16 protein-coding genes are annotated in these 18,537 nt (G+C 57.7%); 10 read left to right on the plus strand and 6 right to left on the minus strand.

Annotated features, from left to right (window positions below; genetic code table 11):
- Positions 1–11: 11 nt before the first annotated feature.
- The 3 genes from AD670_RS20040 to AD670_RS20050 all read right to left on the minus strand — a co-directional run bounded on the left by AD670_RS20040 (position 12) and on the right by AD670_RS20050 (position 2,393).
- Positions 12–809, minus strand: a complete 798-nt coding sequence (locus AD670_RS20040; protein WP_053136279.1) for an enoyl-CoA hydratase/isomerase family protein — start codon at positions 807–809, stop codon at positions 12–14.
- Entirely contained in the window at positions 806–1,957 is a 1,152-nt protein-coding gene (locus tag AD670_RS20045; protein WP_053136282.1) for a thiolase, read from the minus strand. Before AD670_RS20045 ends, AD670_RS20040 begins: the two co-directional genes overlap by 4 nt.
- 67 nt (positions 1,958–2,024) lie before the next feature.
- Positions 2,025–2,393: a Zn-ribbon domain-containing OB-fold protein gene (locus tag AD670_RS20050; protein ID WP_053136285.1), complete on the minus strand. Its 369-nt coding sequence runs from the start codon at positions 2,391–2,393 to the stop codon at positions 2,025–2,027.
- Positions 2,394–2,828: 435 nt separating this feature from the next.
- On the opposite strand from AD670_RS20050, the gene AD670_RS20055 reads away from it, so the two are divergent.
- The 7 genes from AD670_RS20055 (at position 2,829) to AD670_RS20085 (ending at position 9,695) form a co-directional block, all read left to right on the plus strand.
- Entirely contained in the window at positions 2,829–4,001 is a 1,173-nt protein-coding gene (locus AD670_RS20055) for an acyl-CoA dehydrogenase family protein (RefSeq protein WP_053136289.1), read from the plus strand.
- A gap of 60 nt (positions 4,002–4,061) precedes the next feature.
- On the plus strand, positions 4,062–4,541 hold the full coding sequence (locus AD670_RS20060) for a MaoC/PaaZ C-terminal domain-containing protein (RefSeq protein ID WP_053136292.1): 480 nt from the start codon (positions 4,062–4,064) through the stop codon (positions 4,539–4,541).
- A 2-nt stretch (positions 4,542–4,543) separates the two neighbouring features.
- Positions 4,544–5,824 (plus strand): CaiB/BaiF CoA-transferase family protein, encoded by a 1,281-nt coding sequence (locus tag AD670_RS20065; RefSeq protein WP_082341007.1) that lies wholly within the window; start codon positions 4,544–4,546, stop codon positions 5,822–5,824.
- Between the two features lie 50 nt (positions 5,825–5,874).
- Complete coding sequence (locus AD670_RS20070) at positions 5,875–6,639, plus strand: glucose 1-dehydrogenase (RefSeq protein WP_053136295.1); 765 nt, start codon at positions 5,875–5,877, stop codon at positions 6,637–6,639.
- A 28-nt stretch (positions 6,640–6,667) separates the two neighbouring features.
- Entirely contained in the window at positions 6,668–7,444 is a 777-nt protein-coding gene (locus AD670_RS20075) for an enoyl-CoA hydratase-related protein (protein WP_053136297.1), read from the plus strand.
- A 246-nt stretch (positions 7,445–7,690) separates the two neighbouring features.
- Positions 7,691–8,662 carry a quinone oxidoreductase gene (locus AD670_RS20080; RefSeq protein WP_053136300.1) on the plus strand — a complete coding sequence of 324 codons (972 nt, stop codon included), beginning with the start codon at positions 7,691–7,693 and terminating at the stop codon, positions 8,660–8,662.
- Positions 8,663–8,726: 64 nt separating this feature from the next.
- Positions 8,727–9,695 carry a nitronate monooxygenase family protein gene (locus AD670_RS20085; RefSeq protein ID WP_053136303.1) on the plus strand — a complete coding sequence of 323 codons (969 nt, stop codon included), beginning with the start codon at positions 8,727–8,729 and terminating at the stop codon, positions 9,693–9,695.
- A gap of 283 nt (positions 9,696–9,978) precedes the next feature.
- Here the strand turns inward: AD670_RS20085 and AD670_RS20090 are convergent, their stop codons facing one another.
- Positions 9,979–10,923, minus strand: coding sequence for a FadR/GntR family transcriptional regulator (locus AD670_RS20090; RefSeq protein WP_053136306.1), 945 nt, complete (start codon positions 10,921–10,923; stop codon positions 9,979–9,981).
- Between the two features lie 200 nt (positions 10,924–11,123).
- Here AD670_RS20090 and AD670_RS20095 point away from each other — a divergent pair, with 200 nt between their 5' ends.
- The 3 genes from AD670_RS20095 to AD670_RS20105 are packed head-to-tail and all read left to right on the plus strand — an operon-like array spanning position 11,124 to position 14,801.
- A complete protein-coding gene (locus tag AD670_RS20095) occupies positions 11,124–11,969 on the plus strand; it encodes an oxidoreductase (protein WP_053136309.1) in 846 nt (281 codons plus the stop codon).
- Between the two features lie 35 nt (positions 11,970–12,004).
- On the plus strand, positions 12,005–13,366 hold the full coding sequence (locus tag AD670_RS20100; protein WP_053136312.1) for a hypothetical protein: 1,362 nt from the start codon (positions 12,005–12,007) through the stop codon (positions 13,364–13,366).
- A gap of 10 nt (positions 13,367–13,376) precedes the next feature.
- On the plus strand, positions 13,377–14,801 hold the full coding sequence (locus AD670_RS20105; RefSeq protein WP_053136315.1) for an acyl-CoA reductase: 1,425 nt from the start codon (positions 13,377–13,379) through the stop codon (positions 14,799–14,801).
- Positions 14,802–14,866: 65 nt separating this feature from the next.
- On the opposite strand, the gene AD670_RS20110 is transcribed toward AD670_RS20105, so the two are convergent.
- Together AD670_RS20110 and AD670_RS20115 are read right to left on the minus strand one after the other, a co-directional pair.
- Positions 14,867–15,934: a hypothetical protein gene (locus AD670_RS20110; RefSeq protein ID WP_053136318.1), complete on the minus strand. Its 1,068-nt coding sequence runs from the start codon at positions 15,932–15,934 to the stop codon at positions 14,867–14,869.
- 69 nt (positions 15,935–16,003) lie between these two features.
- Positions 16,004–18,490 (minus strand): RND family transporter, encoded by a 2,487-nt coding sequence (locus tag AD670_RS20115; RefSeq protein ID WP_082341008.1) that lies wholly within the window; start codon positions 18,488–18,490, stop codon positions 16,004–16,006.
- Positions 18,491–18,537 lie beyond the last annotated feature (47 nt).

Consider the following 18,537-nt stretch of genomic DNA (forward strand, 5'->3'; position numbering starts at 1 on the left):
TCTGCTGCTCCTTAGTTGCCGACGAAAACCGCGGGGCGTTTTTCCATGAAGGCTTTGGTCGCCTCGACGTGGTCCTGGCTGCGACGCAAAAGCGGTTGCAGATTGACTTCGGTTTCGATCGCTTCATCCAGTGAGTCGATACCGTTGGCTAATGCAGTCTTCAGGTGCGCAATGGCCAGCGGCGGCATCAGCGCATACTCATGGGCAACCTTCAGCGCGGCGGCCAACGCCGTCCCCGGCTCGACCTGTTGATTGGCAAAGCCGATGCGAGCAGCCTCTTTCCCATTGAATTCCTGGGTGGTCAGCATTAATTCTCGAGCCTTTGCGGCGCCCACACGCTGGCTCAATGACCAGAACAAACCCGTATCCGGCATCAGCCCCACCTTGAGGAATGCGCAGGCAAAGCGAGCATTGGATGCGCAGACCACATAGTCGCTGGCCGCCGCCAGTGACACCCCGGCGCCCATGGCAACGCCTTCGACGGCAGCGACTATGGCTTTGGGGCCTTCGACCATCAGCTTGAAAATGTCCAGAGGCAACTGGTTACGTTCGCGGTATTCCAGAACGGTGCGCGCCTGCATCTCGGAAATATCGCCACCGGCGCAGAAAGTGCCGGCGGCACCGGTCAGGACAATGGCCCGGCACGGATCGCGGTGCATCAGTTGATTCAGACGCTTGAGCAGGGCTTGGCGCATCCTCAATGAGAACGCATTGCGGCGCTTGGGGTAGTTGAGGGTAACGATAGCCACCGCGCCTTGATGCTCGATGTAAACGATGTCATCCGAAGCCACGTGCTCAGAAGTGCTCATAGTGTGTCCGCCGTACCAAGAATGAGGGTCGCCTGGCTGGACAGAACGCCGCCGTTACCATGGGCAATCGCCAGTTTCGCCTGCGGGACTTGCCTCGCATCGCACAGCCCCATCAGCTGCTGCGTGGCTTCGACCATGGTGAACAGCCCGTACATCCCGGGGTGCACACAGGAAAGACCGCCGCCATTGGTGTTGACTGCCAGATGGCCACCGGGGGCAATGCCTCCATTGGCGACGAAGTTGCCGCCCTCGCCCTTCGGACAAAAACCCAGGTCTTCGAGAAACAGGATCGGGTTGATGGTGAATGCGTCGTACAACATCACCACGTCAATATCAGCAGGCCCCACGCCGGCCATGGTGTAGGCGCGCTGTCCCGATTCACGCGCCGCCGTCACGGTGAGGTCGGCCATGCACGCGATTTCGCGGTGGCTGGTGGCCGAACCCGCGCCCAACAGGTAGGCCGGTTTGCTGGCCAAATCCCGTGCACGATCGGCACGCACCATGACCACTGCGGCAGCACCGTCGGTCACTAGGCAGCAATCGCGTACGCTCAATGGGTCGGACACCATCCGGGCACCGAGCACATCGTCAATGCTCAGATCATCACGCATGTAGGCCTCAGGGTTGAGCTGCGCCCATTTACGGGCCGCCACCGCCACCTCAGCCAAATGCTCGCGGGTGGTGCCGTACTGGTGCATATGGCGAGCGGCTGCCATGGCATAAGACGAGACTGGATTCATCGGACGGTAAGGCGCTTCCCACGGCGAGGGCCGTGAGGACTGGATCAGTTTCCCGGAGGCGCTTTTCTGGTTACTGCCATAGGCGATCAATGCGACGTCAATCTGCCCGGTCGCCAGGGCCATCGCCGCCGTATGAGCATAAATCTGGAACGCAGAACCGCCGGTACGGTTGTTGTCGGTAAACGTCGGGTGAATACCCAGGTATTCGGCAAAGGTCAGTCCAGACAACATGTCATCCGGCACACACACAAACAGTCCATCGACGTCAGCCGGGGTTAATCCCACCTGGGCCAGTGCCTTGACGCTCGCACTGGCGGCAAGGTCCATGGAAGAAAGGCCGGGCGCTTCACCGATACCGTAAGTGGCAGCGGCAACAATTGCCGTACGCCCACGCAAGTTGTAATCCATAGGGTCCTGCCTTGTTGTTATGGCTGCAGGTAAATAGAAAGACACTGGCTCTTTGAAGCGATGCCCGTTAAACCGGTTCGAAAATCAGCACCGCCACATCACTGGCATCACGCACGATACGGGCTTGAACGTTTTGCCCGATCTGCACGGCCTCAGGCGCGATCCCTTCGACGCGACTCATCATGCGCACGCCTTCAGCGAGGTCGATCAGGGCTACGTTGTAATGAGGTGTGGGTGGGCGCTGACGGACGACGGTGGTGGAATACACCACGCCGCGGCCGCTGGACGGGACCCATTCAAGATCAGTGCGCCCGGATCCCGGCTCGGCAACACGCGGGTAGAACACGAAAGCACCGCTCTGCCGACTGCGCTGCAGCATGAATCGCCCCTCGCAGAGGTGGCGCTGGTAATCAGACTCAGGGAGCAAGGCATCCATGGGTTTTACCTTAGTATGTTCGCAGACAATAAGTTGTTTTTATGAACGTCATTCCGAATAGTAAACGCCGTTCTTCTGCAACGTCAAGCATGCTGCATCTATTGCGCACTCACAAGACATACATAATACCGAACGGCATTTTCATATTTTTTACCTGACCGACCCTCAAATATCTCCCCAGCACATTTTTTGAAATCCTCAAAACCGCTTAACCCACCCATTAAATAATGGATATACAGGGTTCTTAGCCCTTTTCGAGGGTCCATCCCTTGCATTCAGCTCAAATGCGCTTGACACAAAACCTGAACGACGTTTACTTTTGCGAACGACATTCAGAAACATGAATACCGGTTTCTGACAGCGTTGTATTGGCCGAGCCCGCTGATAGGTTCGAGCCGCCGCCGTAACCAGTGTGTTTGGGGAGTAAGCATAACCGTGACGTACGAACTGACCGATGATCAGCGTGAAATTCAGGATCTGGTCCGCCGGGTAGCGAGGGACAAGGTTGCCCCACGTGCCGACGCTATCGACCGCACCGGTGAATATCCTCACGATATGTTCGCCCTTCTCAAAGAGCTTGGATTGTTTGCCCTGCCATTCCCCGAGGAATACGGCGGCACCAACAGCTTGTTGTCTGCGTGTATCGCCGTCGAAGAGCTGGGTCGGGTTTGCTACAACACCGGCTATCTGTTGGTGGTTCAGTGGACGCCGTTCGGCGCGATCCTGGGCGGCGGGACTGAAGAACAGAAGCAGCGATTGTTGCCGGGATTGGCGTCGGGTGATTTACGCGGCGCGCTGTCATTGACCGAGCCGCAGAGTGGTTCTGACGTTTCCGGAATCAAGACCACAGCGCGCAGAACCGAAGGCGGTTATGTGCTCAATGGTGCAAAAATCTGGTGCACCAACTCGCACATCGCCGATTTCATCCTCGTGGCGGCCAAAACCGTGGCCGAAGACGGCACCGCGCGGGGGATCAACCTGTTCATTGTCGACCGGACGACACCTGGCCTGACCATTGGCGCCCCCGAACACAAGATGGGCGCACGCGGCATTCCGGCCTGCCCGCTGTTTTTCGATGATGCCTTCATCACCGATGACAACCGCCTCGGCCCCGAAGGCGGCGAAGGATTCAAAGTCGCCATGGAAGCGCTGAATACCAGCCGCCCCTTGATTGCCGCGAGGGCTGTGGGCCTGGCCCAGGGCGCCACCGATCACGCCATCGACTACATCCAGAACCGGGTGGCGTTCAAACAGAAAATCAGCGATTTCCAGGGCATTCGCTGGATGGTCGCCGACATGGTGACCCAGACCGAAGCCGCCCGCCAATTGGTGTACCGCACCGCCTCAATGGTTGACGCCGGTATCAGCGGGAGGGCTCTCGCGCCAATGGCGGCCATGGCAAAAATGTTCGCCTCGGACGTCGCCATGAAAGTCGCGACCGATGCCGTCCAGCTGTTCGGGGCCGCCGGCATTTCCAACGAGTACCCAATCAACCGCTATTTCCGTGATGCCAAGGTGATCCAGATCATTGAGGGCACCAACCAGATCCAGCGAAACATTATCGCCGACAGCGTATTGGGCCGAGTGGCCCGGCGCGATGCCTCATGACTTCAGCGCGCGGTGACCTATCACTCGCACTCACCAACAAAAACGAGAAAGGACAAAACCATGGAGCAGATTGAGACCGTAGGCCTGGGCATCCATTGGGAAGATCTGCCTGTCGGGAGGAAATTCCAGACCGTTGGGCGCACCGTGACCGAAACCGATGTTGTCAACTTCGTTTCCGTGACGGGCATGCTCGAAGTGTTGTTCACCAACATTGAGTTTCTCAAGGAACAATCTGCGATCAAAGGCCGCGTTGCACCCGGCGCACTGGTCTTTACCTTCGCGGAGGGGCTGCTGACTCAAGCCACCATGCAAGGGGTTGGTTTTGCCTTCCTGAACATGGAACTGGACATCAAGGCACCGGTGTTCGTCGGCGATACCATTCACGTCGAATGTGAGGTCATCGAGTGCCGCGAAAGCGCCAATCGCCCTGGGCTCGGTCTGGTGCGCACGCGTAACCGGATCATCAAGCAAGATGGCACGCTGGTGCAGGTCTACACGCCGCTGCGCCTGGTCAAAGGCAAAGACTATAAGGGTAATTGACCATGGCCCAGCAGGAATTGGAGAAACCGACCGGCCCCCTCGCGGGTCTGCGGGTCATTGATTTGTCGATCAACGTGCTCGGCCCGGTGGCGACCCAGATCCTCGGTGATATGGGCGCTGACATTATCAAGATCGAACCGCCCTCCGGAGACCAGAACCGTCAGAATGGCCCAGGCAAAAACCCGGACATGGCGGTGTTTTACCTGATCATGAACCGCAACAAGCGCAGCGTGGTGCTCGACCTCAAGCAGGCCGAGTGCATGGAGGCACTGCTCAAGCTGGTAGAGACCGCCGATGTGGTGGTGCACAGCATGCGTCCCAGTGCTGCCAAGCGCTTGGGTATTTGCTACGAAAAGATCCGCGAGCGAAACCCGAAGATTATCTACGCCTTCGCTCCGGGTTATCGCGGCGACGGTCCGTACAAGGACATGCCGGCATTCGACGATGTCATTCAGGGCGAAAGCGGTTTGGCCGCGATCAACCGAGGGCTCGACGGCCAACCTCGCTACTTCCCGACGGTCATCGTCGACAAGTTCTGCGGTTATGTCCTGGCCTCCTCAATCAGCATGGCATTGCTGCACCGCGAGCGCACCGGAGAAGGTCAGCAGGTGCTGGTGCCCATGCTCGAAACCATGCTGCAGTTCAATCTGTTCGAGCACCTGTGGGAAGGTGCGTTGGGCTCATCCAACGGTGAAGGTCTGGGCTACACGCGGATGTTTTCAACCCATCGCAAACCCTACGCCACCCTGGACGGTCACATCTGTCTGCTGGCGGTCAACGACGAGCAATGGCGACGGGTGCTCAAGGCCATCGGCAGGCCCGAGCTATTGGAAGACCCGCGCTTCTGCCGCATGAGCGAACGCATGCTCAATATCAACGAACTCTACGGAATTCTCGGTGAGGCCATTGCCACCAAATGCTCTGCCGACTGGGAAAAAATCTTCGCCGAAGCCGATGTGCCTCACGGCCAGGTGCGCGAGTTGAACGATTTGATGAAGGACGAATACCTCAAGGAGACCGGGTTCTTCCAACACGTGGAGCACCCCACTGAGGGAGAACTGGTGATGACCTCCATCCCGGTTCAGTTCTCGGCGTCCCCCGGCAATGTCCGTTATCTCCCCCCGAATCTGGGGGAGCACAGTCTGGAAATTCTGGCCGAGGTTGGTTACAGCGCTGAGACGGCAACCCGATTGTCGCAAAGCAAGACGAAAAAAGCCGGTACGGCGAGCAGCACGGCCGCCCAGCCCATGCCCTTGGCTGCGGCCGAGTCTCCAAAACAATAAATGCCCTTGGGGCCAGTCCGCGAATCGACTGTTAGAAAAAGGTATTGAGCATGAAAGGATTGAAAGACAAGGTCGTATTGATCACCGGCGGTGCCGGCGGGATCGGCAGCGCCATCTGCCGGCGCTTCGCCGAAGCCGGTTCGACCGTCGCCGTGTTCGACCTCAATAGCGACGCCATGCAAAAGCTGACCAGTGACCTTGAGGCCTCGGGTGCGCGCGCGTGCGGCTACAAGGTCGATATCACCGATCACGACGCTGTGAACGCGGCCGTTGCCAGGGTTGAGGACGAGCTCGGGCCCATTGATGTGCTGGTCAATAACGCCGGTTGGGACATTGGGGCATTTTTCCTGCAAACCGAAAAACCGTTTTGGGACAAGGTCGTTGCGATCAACCTTTACGGTCCGCTGAACATGCACCACGCCGTGCTCAAGCGCATGAGCGCACGCGGTACCGGGCGCGTGGTGAATATTTCCTCGGACGCCGGCCGGGTCGGCTCGTCGATGGAGGCGGTCTACTCGTTCTGCAAAGGCGGCCTGATCGCGTTCAGCAAAACCATGGCCAGAGAGATGTCGCGCCAGCAGATCCCCGTCAATGTCGTGTGCCCTGGCCCGACCGAAACCGCGCTGCTGGACAACCTCGCCCAAGGCGAAAAAGGCGAAAAAATCAAAGCGGGCCTGGTCAGGGCCGTTCCGTTCGGTCGCATGGGGCAACCCGACGACGTGGCAGGCATGGTGCTGTTTCTGTCCAGCGACGATGCCGCCTTTATCACCGGCCAGGTCATCAGTGTGTCTGGTGGCTTGACGATGGTCGGCTAAGCCCACTCATTTCATTCAGGAACTGCCCATGGAATTCAAAGACATTCTCTACACCGAAGACAACGGCATCGCGACCATCACGATCAACCGTCCGCAGGTGTACAACGCCTTTACCGCCAACACCTGTGAGGAATTGATCCAGGCGTTCAGCAAGGCCGGCTACAGCAAAGACATTGGCGTGGTCGTGTTGACCGGCGCCGGTGACAAGGCGTTCTGTACTGGCAGTGATCAATCCGGTGGTCGCCATGCGGGTCGCGGCGTGGTCGGCCTGCCCATCGAAGAGCTGCAAAGCATCATTCGCGACATCCCGAAACCGGTCATTGCCCGCGTCAACGGTTATGCCATCGGCGGCGGTAACGTCCTGGTCACGCTCTGTGACCTGGCCATCGCAGCCGACAGCGCGCAACTGGGCCAAGTCGGGCCTAAAGTCGGCTCGGTCGACCCCGGCTTTGGCACCGCCCTGCTCGCTCGACTGGCCGGTGACAAGCGCGCTCGCGAGATCTGGTACCTGTGCCGCCGTTACTCTGCCAAGCAGGCGCTGGACTGGGGCCTGGTCAACGCCGTCGTGCCATTCGACCAGCTCGACGCGGAGGTGAAGAAGTGGTGCGACGAAATCCTGATGATGAGCCCGACCGCCATCGCACTGGCCAAGCGCTCGTTCAACATGGACAACGAAAACATTCGTGGCATAGGCGCTTTCGCCATGCAAGCGCTGGCCATGTACTACGACACCGAAGAATCCAAAGAAGGCGGTAACGCGTTTCGCGAAAAACGTAAGCCTGAATTCCGTAAATACGTGAAGTGAAGATTTGACGTGCATCGTTGCATTTTTATTTGTCGCGCTGCTTGATTCCCTGACATGCCAAGCCGGCTCAGCAATGAACCGATATAAGAAGAGCGTGACGTTCACCCATTCAGGGTGACCTCCGGCCGCCTGTTCCACGACTGGCGGCCTTTTTAGACTCAATACAATGACGACGCACTGGATGCGGCGTCCGATCAGCCACATCCGCAAACTGCTCGGTAGCCTATCCGATGCGCAGAGGACAATATGCCCTACGCAGCCCGTATCCATGAATTTGGCGGCCCCAATGTTTTCCGGTGGGAGTCGATTGATGTAGGCGATCCCGGCGCAGGGAAAGTACGCGTGAGGCATACCGCAATAGGGCTTAACTTTGTCGACGTCTATAACCGTCGGGGCCGATACCCTATGCGATTACCCGCCATTCTTGGGAATGAAGCGGCAGGCATTATCGAAGCTGTGGGCGCGGGCGTCACCGAATTCCAGATCGGCGACCGTATTGCCTATGCCCCGTTCACAGGCAGCTACTGTGAGCAGCGTCTGATTTCCGCTGACAAACTCATTCGACTACCCGCCAATATAGACGATCGAACGGCCGCTGGGATGATGCTGGCCGGGATGACGGCCCAGTATCTGCTGCGGCAATTGAGCCCTGTCCAGCCGGGAGATACCGTACTCGTACAGGCGGCTGCTGGCAGCGTCGGATTGATTCTATGCCAATGGGCCGCAGCCCTGGGCGCACGGGTGATTGGCACCGTCTCAAGCGCGGGGAAGGCACAGCTTGCTCTCTCTCACGGGTGCCATGACGTCATCAATTATTGTGAAGAGGATGTCGCCCACGCCGTGGCCCGAATTACCGAAGGTAAAGGCGTGAGTGTGGTGTACGACGGTGTTGGCTCAGACACCTTTCGTGGCTCGCTCAAATCGCTGAAACCCTTGGGTCATCTGATCATCTTTGGCCAAGCCTCTGGCCCTGTCCCACCCTTCGACGTGCATGAGCTTGCGGCGCTTGGCTCACTCAGTATCACCGTTGCCAGCCTGCAGACGTTCATTGAGGATCTGCCACTGATGCGCACGATGGCTCACGAGCTTTTCGACATGGTCAGTAGCGGTCAGGTAAAGATTCATATCGGCCAGACCTACCCTCTAAGCGAGGTTGGCCGCGCTCATCAGGACTTAGAGGCGCGCCACACACAGGGCTCCACTTTGTTATTGCTGTAATAAAAGGTGTCCTATCGACTCTGCTTGTCGGTTCGATCACGACGGTCACAACGAGGAACTTGACATGATCAAAACGCGCATAACACAACTATTCGGCATCGATTACCCCCTGATCATGGGCGGCATGCGCCACGTCAGTCGCGCGGAGATTGTCGCAGCTGTCGCCAACGCTGGCGGACTTGGTTTCCTTTCTGCACATACCTTGCCTTCAGCCGAGGCACTGCGCGAGGAAATTGCCAAGGTTCGCGCGCTCACCGACAAGCCCTTTGGCGTCAATCTCACCATTCTGCCGGGTCTGGGCGTCGAGCCTGAAGACTACGCCCGAGTCATCGTAGACTGTGGTGTAACGGCCGTGGAAACCGCTGGCGGCAACCCGGCTCGCTTCATCGCCGCATTCAATGAAGCCGGCGTCAAGGTGCTGCATAAATGCACCGCTGTACGCTTTGCCCTGAAGGCCCAGCAGTTGGGCGCCGATGCGGTGAGCATTACAGGATTTGAAGCTGCCGGGCATCCTGGCGAAGACTATGTGCCAAGTTTAGTGCTGATCCCTGCGACAGTGGCCAAATTGGAGATTCCAGTGGTGGCTGCCGGTGGTTTCGTCAACGGTCAGGGTCTGGTGGCGGCACTTGCACTGGGGGCCGAGGGTATCAGCATGGGCACCCGCTTCATGATGACCCGCGAGTCGCCTATGCACGAGGCGGTCAAACAGCGTTATTTACAGGCGACGGAGCGCGATACAACATTGATTTGCCGCTCGATCGGTGATTCGACACGCGTGTTGAAGAACGAACTAACGGCGAAAATCCTTGAGCTCGAAAAGGGTGAGATCACTCATGAGGAACTGCTCGGTCTGGCCAGCAGTCACCGTTGGGTTCAAGCAGCGCTTGCCGGCAATCCAGACGACGGCGCCTTCGCCGCTGGCATGGGGGTTGGCCTGATCGAGGATATTCCCAGTTGCGCCGAACTTATCCAGCGAATTATCAATGAAGCACGCAGCAGCGTCGGTGAGCGTTTGAAAAACATGCTCGGCTAATACCCTCGGCGCATTGGCGGGTTAGGGCATCAATCCTTAAAGGCTCCGATGTCTACTTTGCGTGCTGTCGCATCACGTGCCTTTTTGTAACCTGTTAAACCTGATCTACACCTCAGTCATGGGTGTGCACGCGCTGTATGCCGATCCAGGCCCACAGACATGCCGAGTTGGCTGGGCAATGAGCAGCCATAACAAGCGCATAAAACATTGTCCCTTCCCAGATGATTCACAGCCGCCTGTTCCACGACTGGCGGCTTTTTTCGTTGACGTACACCAGAAGCTATTACACATCCTCAATCCAGAAATTAATCTCTTCGATATGTGCGTTCATCTGCGTCCTGGCACGCTCGTTGTCTCCTGCGAGGATTGCCTCAACGATGTGCTCGTGGGCCTCCAGCGTCCGTGTGAAAGCCTCTGGGTGTCGGCGTGCCTGATGCTGCCGGGTGTGGTCACGAAATAGGCGCAACATCAGGTGGGTCAGCAACTCCAGCGTCGGGTCACCGGTCAACTGGGCTAGCAACAGATGGAACTGCTGCAGTTCCTCGGCTGAGGCCGTGCGGCGATCCAGTGTGCGTTCGAACTGTAAGAGTTCAACCAACTGTCGTCGTCCGTTGCCATCGATACAGACCAAACAACGCTCCAGAATCAGCCGCTGAATATCTTGGCGAGTACGTTGTAAATCCGCGCCTTTGATGCGCCGAAACTCAAGGTATAAGCCTACCGAATAGGCCACCGCGTCGATATTGGGTACCGCGACAACCAGCCCGCCACCCGATCCGGGTCTGATGCGTACCACACCCTGATGTTCCAGCAAGCGAATGGCCTCACGTAAAAGATTGCGGCCGACACCATAGAGTTTTTGCAGCTCACTTTCGGAGCCCAGTACCCGGCCGACCTGCCAGCCGTCGCGAACGATGGTGTGGGCAATGGTTTTAGCCAGCACTTGCGCCAACTTGAGCCCCGGCTGGTCCAATTGCAGCTTGAGCCCCGAGCTCGCCACCCAGTGCTCGGCCAAGGCCAGTTGCGTCGCCGGCATCTTGCGCCCGGCAAAGGCCGCATCGTGAGGAAGATGTTGCGGCTTTACCCTTTTCTTCCGTTGGGCCGACTGCGCCATTTCGCGGAAGAACGGGACCTCACTTTCAGGGATGGACAAGGTAATCGACACCAGTCCACTCGCCTTTTGCCGCTCACGATACTCCGCGACCCGAAGCGCATTGCTTTTTGCCATGACAGCTCCCGACAATCAATCCTTTAAACAAATCGTTACCTGACACAGCTTAGTGAAAGGCCCGCATAAAACCGCGTTATTAGCGACATTTTGCTCTAGACACCTTGATTTTACGAACTGCCGATCACATGACGCCAGCTATCAAGGGCCCTATATTGGTTATGGCTGATTCCCCAGAAAATAACAACAAGGAGAGCACAATGACTTCACGTCAAACGACTCACTGGCTGATCACTGGCGTTTCCAGTGGCTTCGGCCGAATACTCGCTCAAGCGGCGCTGGCGCGTGGTGATTCCGTGGTCGGAACCCTGCGGCGCACTTCGCAAATCAGCGAATTCGAAGCCCTAGCGCCAGGCCGTGCCCATGGCATCCAACTCGATGTCACCCAGTCTGAGCGCATCGGCCCTGCGGTTACCGAATCCATCGCGGCACTGGGGCATATCGACATCCTGGTCAACAACGCCGGTTATGGCCTGTTCGGCGCCATCGAAGAAACCACGGCTCAAGAGCAGCAACAGGTGATGGACACCAACTTCACCGGTCCGCTGCGCCTGATTCAAGCCGTCCTGCCCCATATGCGCGCCCGTAAACAGGGGCACATCATCAATTTCTCGTCGCTTGCGGGGATGATTGGGATGCCGGGTGTCGGCCTCTATTGCTCGGCGAAGTTCGCGCTTGAAGGCATGAGCGAGTCGCTGGCGGGAGAGCTTGCTCCGTTCGGTATCCAGGTCACGCTGATCGAGCCGGGAGGCTTTCGTACCAACTTCGCCAGCAGCTCACTGGCGATTGTGGCCAACCCCATTGCGGACTATGACGCGACACCGGCCGGGCAGACACGAAAACACATCAGCGGCTACGCCGGCCATGAGCCAGGAGACCCCGTCAAAGGCATGCAAGCGATTCTGGACATGCTTGACGCACCCAAGGCGCCGCTACGGCTGGTGTTGGGCGCCGATGCGGTCGCAGCGATCCGCAGAAAGCTAGGCCAGGTCAGCGCCGACATCGACAGCTGGGAAAGCACCTCTGTCGCCACCGCCTTTGCCTGACCTGCGCCGGACCTCATAACAACAAGGAAAAACCCATGAGTGCACTTCAACAGATTCTTAAGCTCGCCCACAATAAAGACCCTTTTCGCGAATCGCCGGACAACCTTTACCAACTGCAATTGCAGGCCGCCGGCGAACGCTTCGCCCAGCGTCGGCAGCAGATCAAGCTGCTTGATCGGCGCGCGAAAGACGCAGGTATCGATGAAGTGCGCAGTCGTGAAGACCTGGTGCCCTTGCTATTCGCCGACGCCAATTACAAAAGTTATCCAGACTCCTTCCTCGATCAGAAACGTTGGGACCGCATGACGTTGTGGCTGCAAACGCTGTCTACCGTGCCCATCGTCGGTATGAACTATGACGCGATTCAAGACATGGACGATTGGGTCGCTGAACTGCGACGTAATGGTCACTACGTCGTGAGTTCCAGCGGCACGTCAGGCCGCCAATCATTCCTTAATCAGAGCGAAAGCGACCGAGAGATGAGCTGGCAGTTAACGACCCAGGCCATCGAGTGGGCAGTGAAAAACTTCCGCGAACGCAAGGCGCCCTACCCGGTCTTCGCCCTGCTGCCGTCGGGCGGCTCCTATACCGCGACCGAACGCACGGAGCGGTTCATCCAAGCTGTCGGCAAACCCGACGACATTCACTATATGTCGTACGTGCCACAAAGCGCCCAAGACCTGATGACCGGCGCACGACTCAAACGAGAGATGGCCGCAGGGACCGCCAAGCCCAATGAAATAGCAGCGTTCGAGGCGCGGACTCGGGAGCGCCAGACCATTATTCAGCGCGAGTTTGCTGATTTCCGTCGCCGGCTGCTGGAGCGTCGACACGAACCGCAGTTGATCATCGGCATGCTCGGGATGCTCTATACGCTGGTGGCCGAAGGCAAGGCCCAAGGGATTGTCGACGGCGACTTCCACCCTGACACCGTGTTCAGCTTTGGCGGCGGCAAGAAAGGCCTGAACTTGCCAGAGGACTTTCAGGATCAGTGCTACCGCTTCTTCAATCTGAACGAACATAATTTCAACGACGGCTACGGTATGGCCGAGATGTCCGGATTTTGCCCCACCTTCCATAAAACCGGCGGCTGGGTGATTCCACCATGGATTGTTCCACTGGTACTCGACAAGACCGGCGAGCAATTACTCAACCCTGAAAACGGCCGTGGTGAGGTCGAGGGTCGGTTTGCCTTTATCGACTTGCTGGTCGATGGTCGTTGGGGCGGCATGATCAGCGGCGACAAAGTGCGAATTGATTTTTCGTGCGATCAAGACGGCATTCGGGCGCCACTGATCAAGGAGTTGGTGCGTTACAAAGACCTGCCTGGCGGCGTTGACAAGTTGAGCTGTGCCGGGACCATTGATGCCTATATCCGTGGCGCGATTGAAGACTGAGGACTGTGTGATGACGAGTATTCCAGACGTGGCTGCGGCCACAACGAGTGAGGCGATTCTGGTGCCACACTCGCTCAAGGGTGTATTGAAAAACGGTCACGATATCGAACATGTGTCTCGGGATCTGGGGGCCAGCTTCTACACCCCCGCGCTGGATCTGGACGATTTGGTGTGGCTGCGCGGCGAACCTGGCCCGGCTTTCGAGACGCCGTCCTCGGAAATCATCGACTACCTCGTCGAGCTCGGCGCTCGACTGACACTGGATGACAACCTTTACCTGCAACATGCGCTGGAGATGAGCGTCAAGGTTAATCCCCTGGGGCCGCGCATACTGGAAAACTGCTACCGCGACATGGGTAATATGTTCCAGCGGCAGGTGTTGGAGGATGAAATCGACATCAGTTTCGGCCATCGCGGCCCGCTGGATGGCTGGGCGGAACGCACTCTGCGCGGTCGTAAAAGCCGTCTACGCGCGTTTCCGCCGCGGTTGGTGCACATCCTCGCCGGCAACTCGCCGATGGTCACCGCGATGAGCATCATGCGTGGCGCACTTAGCAAGGGTGTTCACCTGCTCAAATTGCCTTCCAATGATCTGTTCACCGCCACCGCTATCCTGCGCACCATGGCAGAGATGGCCCCTGATCACCCGGTCACCCGCTCGTTCTCAGCAGCTTACTGGCGCGGCGGTGATGCTTCGGTTGAGTCGTCTATCTATCGCGCCCAGTACTTCGACAAGCTAGTGGTTTGGGGTGGTGAAAGCGCGGTGCGTCATGCGGCCAAATATACCGGGCCGGGGTTGGAGCTGATGGCGTTCGACCCGAAGGTGTCTTTTTCATTGATCGGTCGCGAGGCTTTTGCCTCAGAACAAACCCTTCGCGAGGTAGCCCGACGTGGCGCCGCCGATGTGCTCTCGTTCAATCAGGACGCCTGCAATTCCAGTCGCTATCAATTCATCGAAGCCAACACCGACGACGCGGATCGTTACGCTCATGCACTGGCCGAAGCCTTGAGTCATGACGTGCGTTATGGGTCGGGCATTGGCCCGGTGGTCAGCGAAGACATTCGCAGCGAAGTGGAAGTATTGCGTGATCTTGAACCGTTCTACCGGGTATTCGGCGAGTACGAAGGTCGAGGGCTGGTGGTCAGGTCCGATGAGATGGTCGGCTTTCACCCGACCAACAAAACCGTGAACGTGGTCTGCGTGGAGTCACTCGCCGTGGCAGCGCGTAAGGCCAATGTCGCCACTCAAACGGTGGGGGTTTATCCTGCCAATCGCGTCATTGAAGTTCGTGACATTCTTGCCAGTGCTGGCACCCAGCGCATTGTCAATCTGGGCGAAGTCATCTCCGATGGCGTAGGCGGCTATCCCCACGACGGCATGATCCCCCTGCATCGATTCATGAAATGGATTTCTGAAGAAGCGCAAGGCGAATAATTCCATAGAAAATACCGGGAGCCTGCAGGAGCAGACTGGTCTGCTCCTGCACTCTGTGTATGGCGTCAACGCAACAACTCCAACGTGCTATGGGTCAAAGCTGCATCGCCAAAACGAGCGGCATATGCGGTATTGACCGACTCGGTTTGAAACCGGGTTTCGTTGATCAGGAACACAAACAACCCCCACGCGATCTCTCGGCGATAGCACTCCAGGGCCTCTTCAAAACCCGGGGCATCGACCCCTTCCTCGGTCAGACATTTCAAGTAGTGCTCAAGCAAAAGCAGTTCCGATTCGCGGCGGTCGACGATGTCTAATGCGCAGATCAGGTGATAGGTCACGTCGGCAAACCATGGTGCCCTGTTGATTTGCATGTCGAGAAAACCCGGCGTCCCCAGCGGATCCTCGTACAGATTACCTAGATGGGTATCCCCGTGACTGAGGGTCGGCGGATGGGCCTGATGCAGTTGCGCCAGTTTGCCAAACGCGTTGCGCATCCACTCCAGGTCATGCAAACGCGTCGACACTGCTGCACCACGGGGCGATTCCATGTAGCCGCGCCAGACCTTGGGCTGCAAGTAACGGTCGGCATACATCAGCGTGTCGCCGGTCATCCGTGGTTCGACCCACGCCATGGCCCCGCCCGTCTTAAAATCCGCGTGATCCCACCATTGGGCATGGTAGCGGGCCATCGCCTGCAGACGTCTTTTGACTTGATCGGGACGTTGCGGGCGCAGCGCGTTGCAAAATCGTACGCCGGCCAGATTCAGGTCCTCCATCAATATGATGGACTGGTAACTCGCGGGGTCCTCGTCGCTCTGGGCGAAGAAACACCGGGGCGTGTTCATGGCGACCCGAGGCAGTACCTCACGGTAGGTCCGCGTTTCCTTGGCATACATGAATCCCATGGACGCGCTGTGTGCTTCGAACCCACCTTTAACAATCATACGCGGCGGCAACCCGGCCAGCTCACCCACCGCGTTATAACGCAATTCAACCCGGATTTTAGTCGAGGTGCCTAACAGGACATCGACGACCCTGGCCTCGCGCACCTCTACCCCTGGCCAACTCAACGCCAGCGCCTCGCTCAACCAGTGTGCGGTGATGCCTTCAATCGTCAGTGGAAGCCGCATGCTGCTACCTCAATCGTTGCAACGCCTGAAACAGAAAACACCGGCGCACTCGCGCATGAACACCGCAACTCAATAAACGCTGGCGTTGGGCACCTTGGCAATGGGTTTTGACTCACTCGCCTCAGCAGTGGCTAACTCGTCCGAGCCTGATGCGCTGACATCGTCGGACCGAAAGTCCACCGGGCCTCGCAACAGGAAATAGGACATCGCAGGTATCAGAATCAATGCGCCGACCATGTTCCCCAGGAACAGGAAGGTCAGCAGGATGCCCATGTCGGCCTGGAATTTGATCGGCGACCAGACCCAGGTCACCACGCCCGCCGCGAGGGTCAGGCCCACCAGGGCCACGACACGTCCGGTAAATTGCAAGGCATGGCGATAGGCTTCGAGCAGACTTTGGCCGGCCCGCTGTTGTTGCAACTGGACACTGAGCAGATACAGCGCGTAATCCACGCCAATCCCGACGCCCAGCGTAATTGCGGGCAAGGTCGCGACTTTCATGCCAATCCCCAACGCCACCATCAACGCCTCGCACAAGAGGGTGCTGATGAACAGCGGTACCACGGCAATAACGGCGGCTTTCCAGTTACGAAAGGCGATCAGACACAGCAAGGTCACCGTCGCATACAGCGCGAGCAACATCTTGAGATTGGCGCGTTCCACCACAATGTTGGTCACCGCTTCGATCCCGGCGCTGCCTGCGGCCAACTGGAATTGGCGATCGTCGGTGTCATGTTGTGTGGCGAAGGCTTCCGACGCTTTGACCACACGCTCCAGCGTGTCGGCCTTATGGTCTTGAAGATAAGCCACGATAGGGGTGACCGAACACCGCCGGTCTACCAGCTCGGGCTTATCCACCTGAACCTGCTCAATCGCGCCATTGAGGTTGCTGGGATTGCGCGGAATGCTCAGCCATTTGGGGCTGCCCTCATTCTGACCGGAAAACACCATGCGTACCGAGTCAGCCGCTGACATCGTCATCTGTACCCCCGGGACCTGACGCAGCATGTTGCTCATGCGGTCGGCCTCGACCAGTGATGAGAACTGCTGACAGCCACCTTCCGGGGTTTTCATCATGACCACGAACATGTCGCTGGACAGCGCGTAGTGCTGGGTCAAATAACGCACATCCTTGTTGTAACGCGAGTCTGGACGCAGCTCCGGAGCGCCGGCGTCCAGGTCGCCGATCTTGAGTTGGGTACCGACCACGAACCCGCCGATAGCCAGCAAAACCGCAACCGATACGGCTTTTATCGCCCGGCCACGCTGGATGAAACTGGCGAAAAACTCCCAAAACCGACTGGTCCCTTCTCCACGTTCCTGACGAATGCTGCGCTCGGCGGCGCTTTTGCTCACCCCGACATAAGACAGCGACACCGGCACCAGAACCAGGATGGTGAAGATCAGAATTCCGACACCAATCGACATACTGATAGCCAGCTCCTTGATCACCGGAATGTCGATGATGATCAACACAGCAAAGCCCACCACATTCGCCAGCAATGCGGTCAACCCGGCGCGGAACAAACGGCGAAAGGTATAACGCGCGGCGACATATTTGTGAGTACCACGCCCGATATCCTGCATGATCCCGTTCATTTTCTGCGCGCCATGGGACAAGCCGATGGCGAAGATCAGAAAGGGCACCAGAATAAGATACGGATCCAGCACATAGCCGATAACGCTGAGAATACCCAGCAGCCAACACACGCCCAGCGTGGCGTAAAAGACCAACAATAAGGTGCTGCGAATGCAGCGCGTGTAGAGGAAGACAAACAGCGCAGCGATAGCGGCGGCAAAGGCAAAAAACTCGCTGACCTGCCATAACCCATCGATAAGGTCTCCCACCAGTTTGGCAAAACCAACGATGTGAATTTTTATCTTGTCGGTTTCCAGCACCCGGACTTTGCTTTCCAATTGATGTGAAAAGTCGTTGTAGTCCAGGGGCAGATTGGTGTCCTGATTCTTGTCCATCAACGGCACGATGATCAGGCTCGAGCGGAAATCGGACGCGACGTAGTTGCCGACGATCCCCGACTGCAGGATGTTGCCACGCAAGGCATCCATCGCCGCGGCGGACCCATCGAAAGGATCCGGCATGACCGGGCCACCGCGATAGCCCTCCTCCGTCACCTCGGTCCAGCGCAAGCTCGATGTCCATAGGCTGCGCAATGCCGACCGATCGACACCAGGCATCAGGAACAAGGTGTCGCTGGCTTTTTGCAAGGTCTCAAGGAAGTCTTTGTCAAAGATGTTGCCTTGGGTATTCTCCACCACCACGCGTACGGAGTTACCCATCCCGCGCAGCGCATCCTTGTTCTGAAAGTAGTTCTGAATATAGGGATGGGACTGGGGGATCATTTTTTCGAAACTGGCATTGACTGGCAGTTTCGAAGCCTGCCAAGCCCAGAACACAGTCGCCAGCAGACAAATCAGCAGGATCGGCAGACGATGGTTGAAGATAAACCGTTCGAACCAGATGCCGCTGTTTCGATCAAAATCCTTGGGATCGCGGATGACTTGCATGTCACCCTGATTGCCGGCAGGAATAGCCATAAATGTCTTCTCGATTATTATTGTTCAGTAAGACTGGCCATAGCACG

Source organism: Pseudomonas sp. MIACH, assembly GCF_001269925.1.
In the GTDB taxonomy this organism is placed as follows: Bacteria; Pseudomonadota; Gammaproteobacteria; order Pseudomonadales; family Pseudomonadaceae; genus Aquipseudomonas.

Excerpts from the sequence above, each read along its gene's own strand:
- AD670_RS20040 (WP_053136279.1), bottom strand. The coding sequence starts at position 809 with ATGAGCACTTCTGAGCACGTGGCTTCGGATGACATCGTTTACATCGAG.
- AD670_RS20045 (WP_053136282.1), bottom strand. The coding sequence starts at position 1,957 with ATGGATTACAACTTGCGTGGGCGTACGGCAATTGTTGCCGCTGCCACT.
- AD670_RS20050 (WP_053136285.1), bottom strand. The coding sequence starts at position 2,393 with ATGGATGCCTTGCTCCCTGAGTCTGATTACCAGCGCCACCTCTGCGAG.
- AD670_RS20060 (WP_053136292.1), top strand. The coding sequence starts at position 4,062 with ATGGAGCAGATTGAGACCGTAGGCCTGGGCATCCATTGGGAAGATCTG.
- AD670_RS20065 (WP_082341007.1), top strand. The coding sequence starts at position 4,544 with ATGGCCCAGCAGGAATTGGAGAAACCGACCGGCCCCCTCGCGGGTCTG.
- AD670_RS20070 (WP_053136295.1), top strand. The coding sequence starts at position 5,875 with ATGAAAGGATTGAAAGACAAGGTCGTATTGATCACCGGCGGTGCCGGC.
- AD670_RS20075 (WP_053136297.1), top strand. The coding sequence starts at position 6,668 with ATGGAATTCAAAGACATTCTCTACACCGAAGACAACGGCATCGCGACC.
- AD670_RS20080 (WP_053136300.1), top strand. The coding sequence starts at position 7,691 with ATGCCCTACGCAGCCCGTATCCATGAATTTGGCGGCCCCAATGTTTTC.
- AD670_RS20085 (WP_053136303.1), top strand. The coding sequence starts at position 8,727 with ATGATCAAAACGCGCATAACACAACTATTCGGCATCGATTACCCCCTG.
- AD670_RS20090 (WP_053136306.1), bottom strand. The coding sequence starts at position 10,923 with ATGGCAAAAAGCAATGCGCTTCGGGTCGCGGAGTATCGTGAGCGGCAA.
- AD670_RS20095 (WP_053136309.1), top strand. The coding sequence starts at position 11,124 with ATGACTTCACGTCAAACGACTCACTGGCTGATCACTGGCGTTTCCAGT.
- AD670_RS20100 (WP_053136312.1), top strand. The coding sequence starts at position 12,005 with ATGAGTGCACTTCAACAGATTCTTAAGCTCGCCCACAATAAAGACCCT.
- AD670_RS20105 (WP_053136315.1), top strand. The coding sequence starts at position 13,377 with ATGACGAGTATTCCAGACGTGGCTGCGGCCACAACGAGTGAGGCGATT.
- AD670_RS20110 (WP_053136318.1), bottom strand. The coding sequence starts at position 15,934 with ATGCGGCTTCCACTGACGATTGAAGGCATCACCGCACACTGGTTGAGC.
- AD670_RS20115 (WP_082341008.1), bottom strand. The coding sequence starts at position 18,490 with ATGGCTATTCCTGCCGGCAATCAGGGTGACATGCAAGTCATCCGCGAT.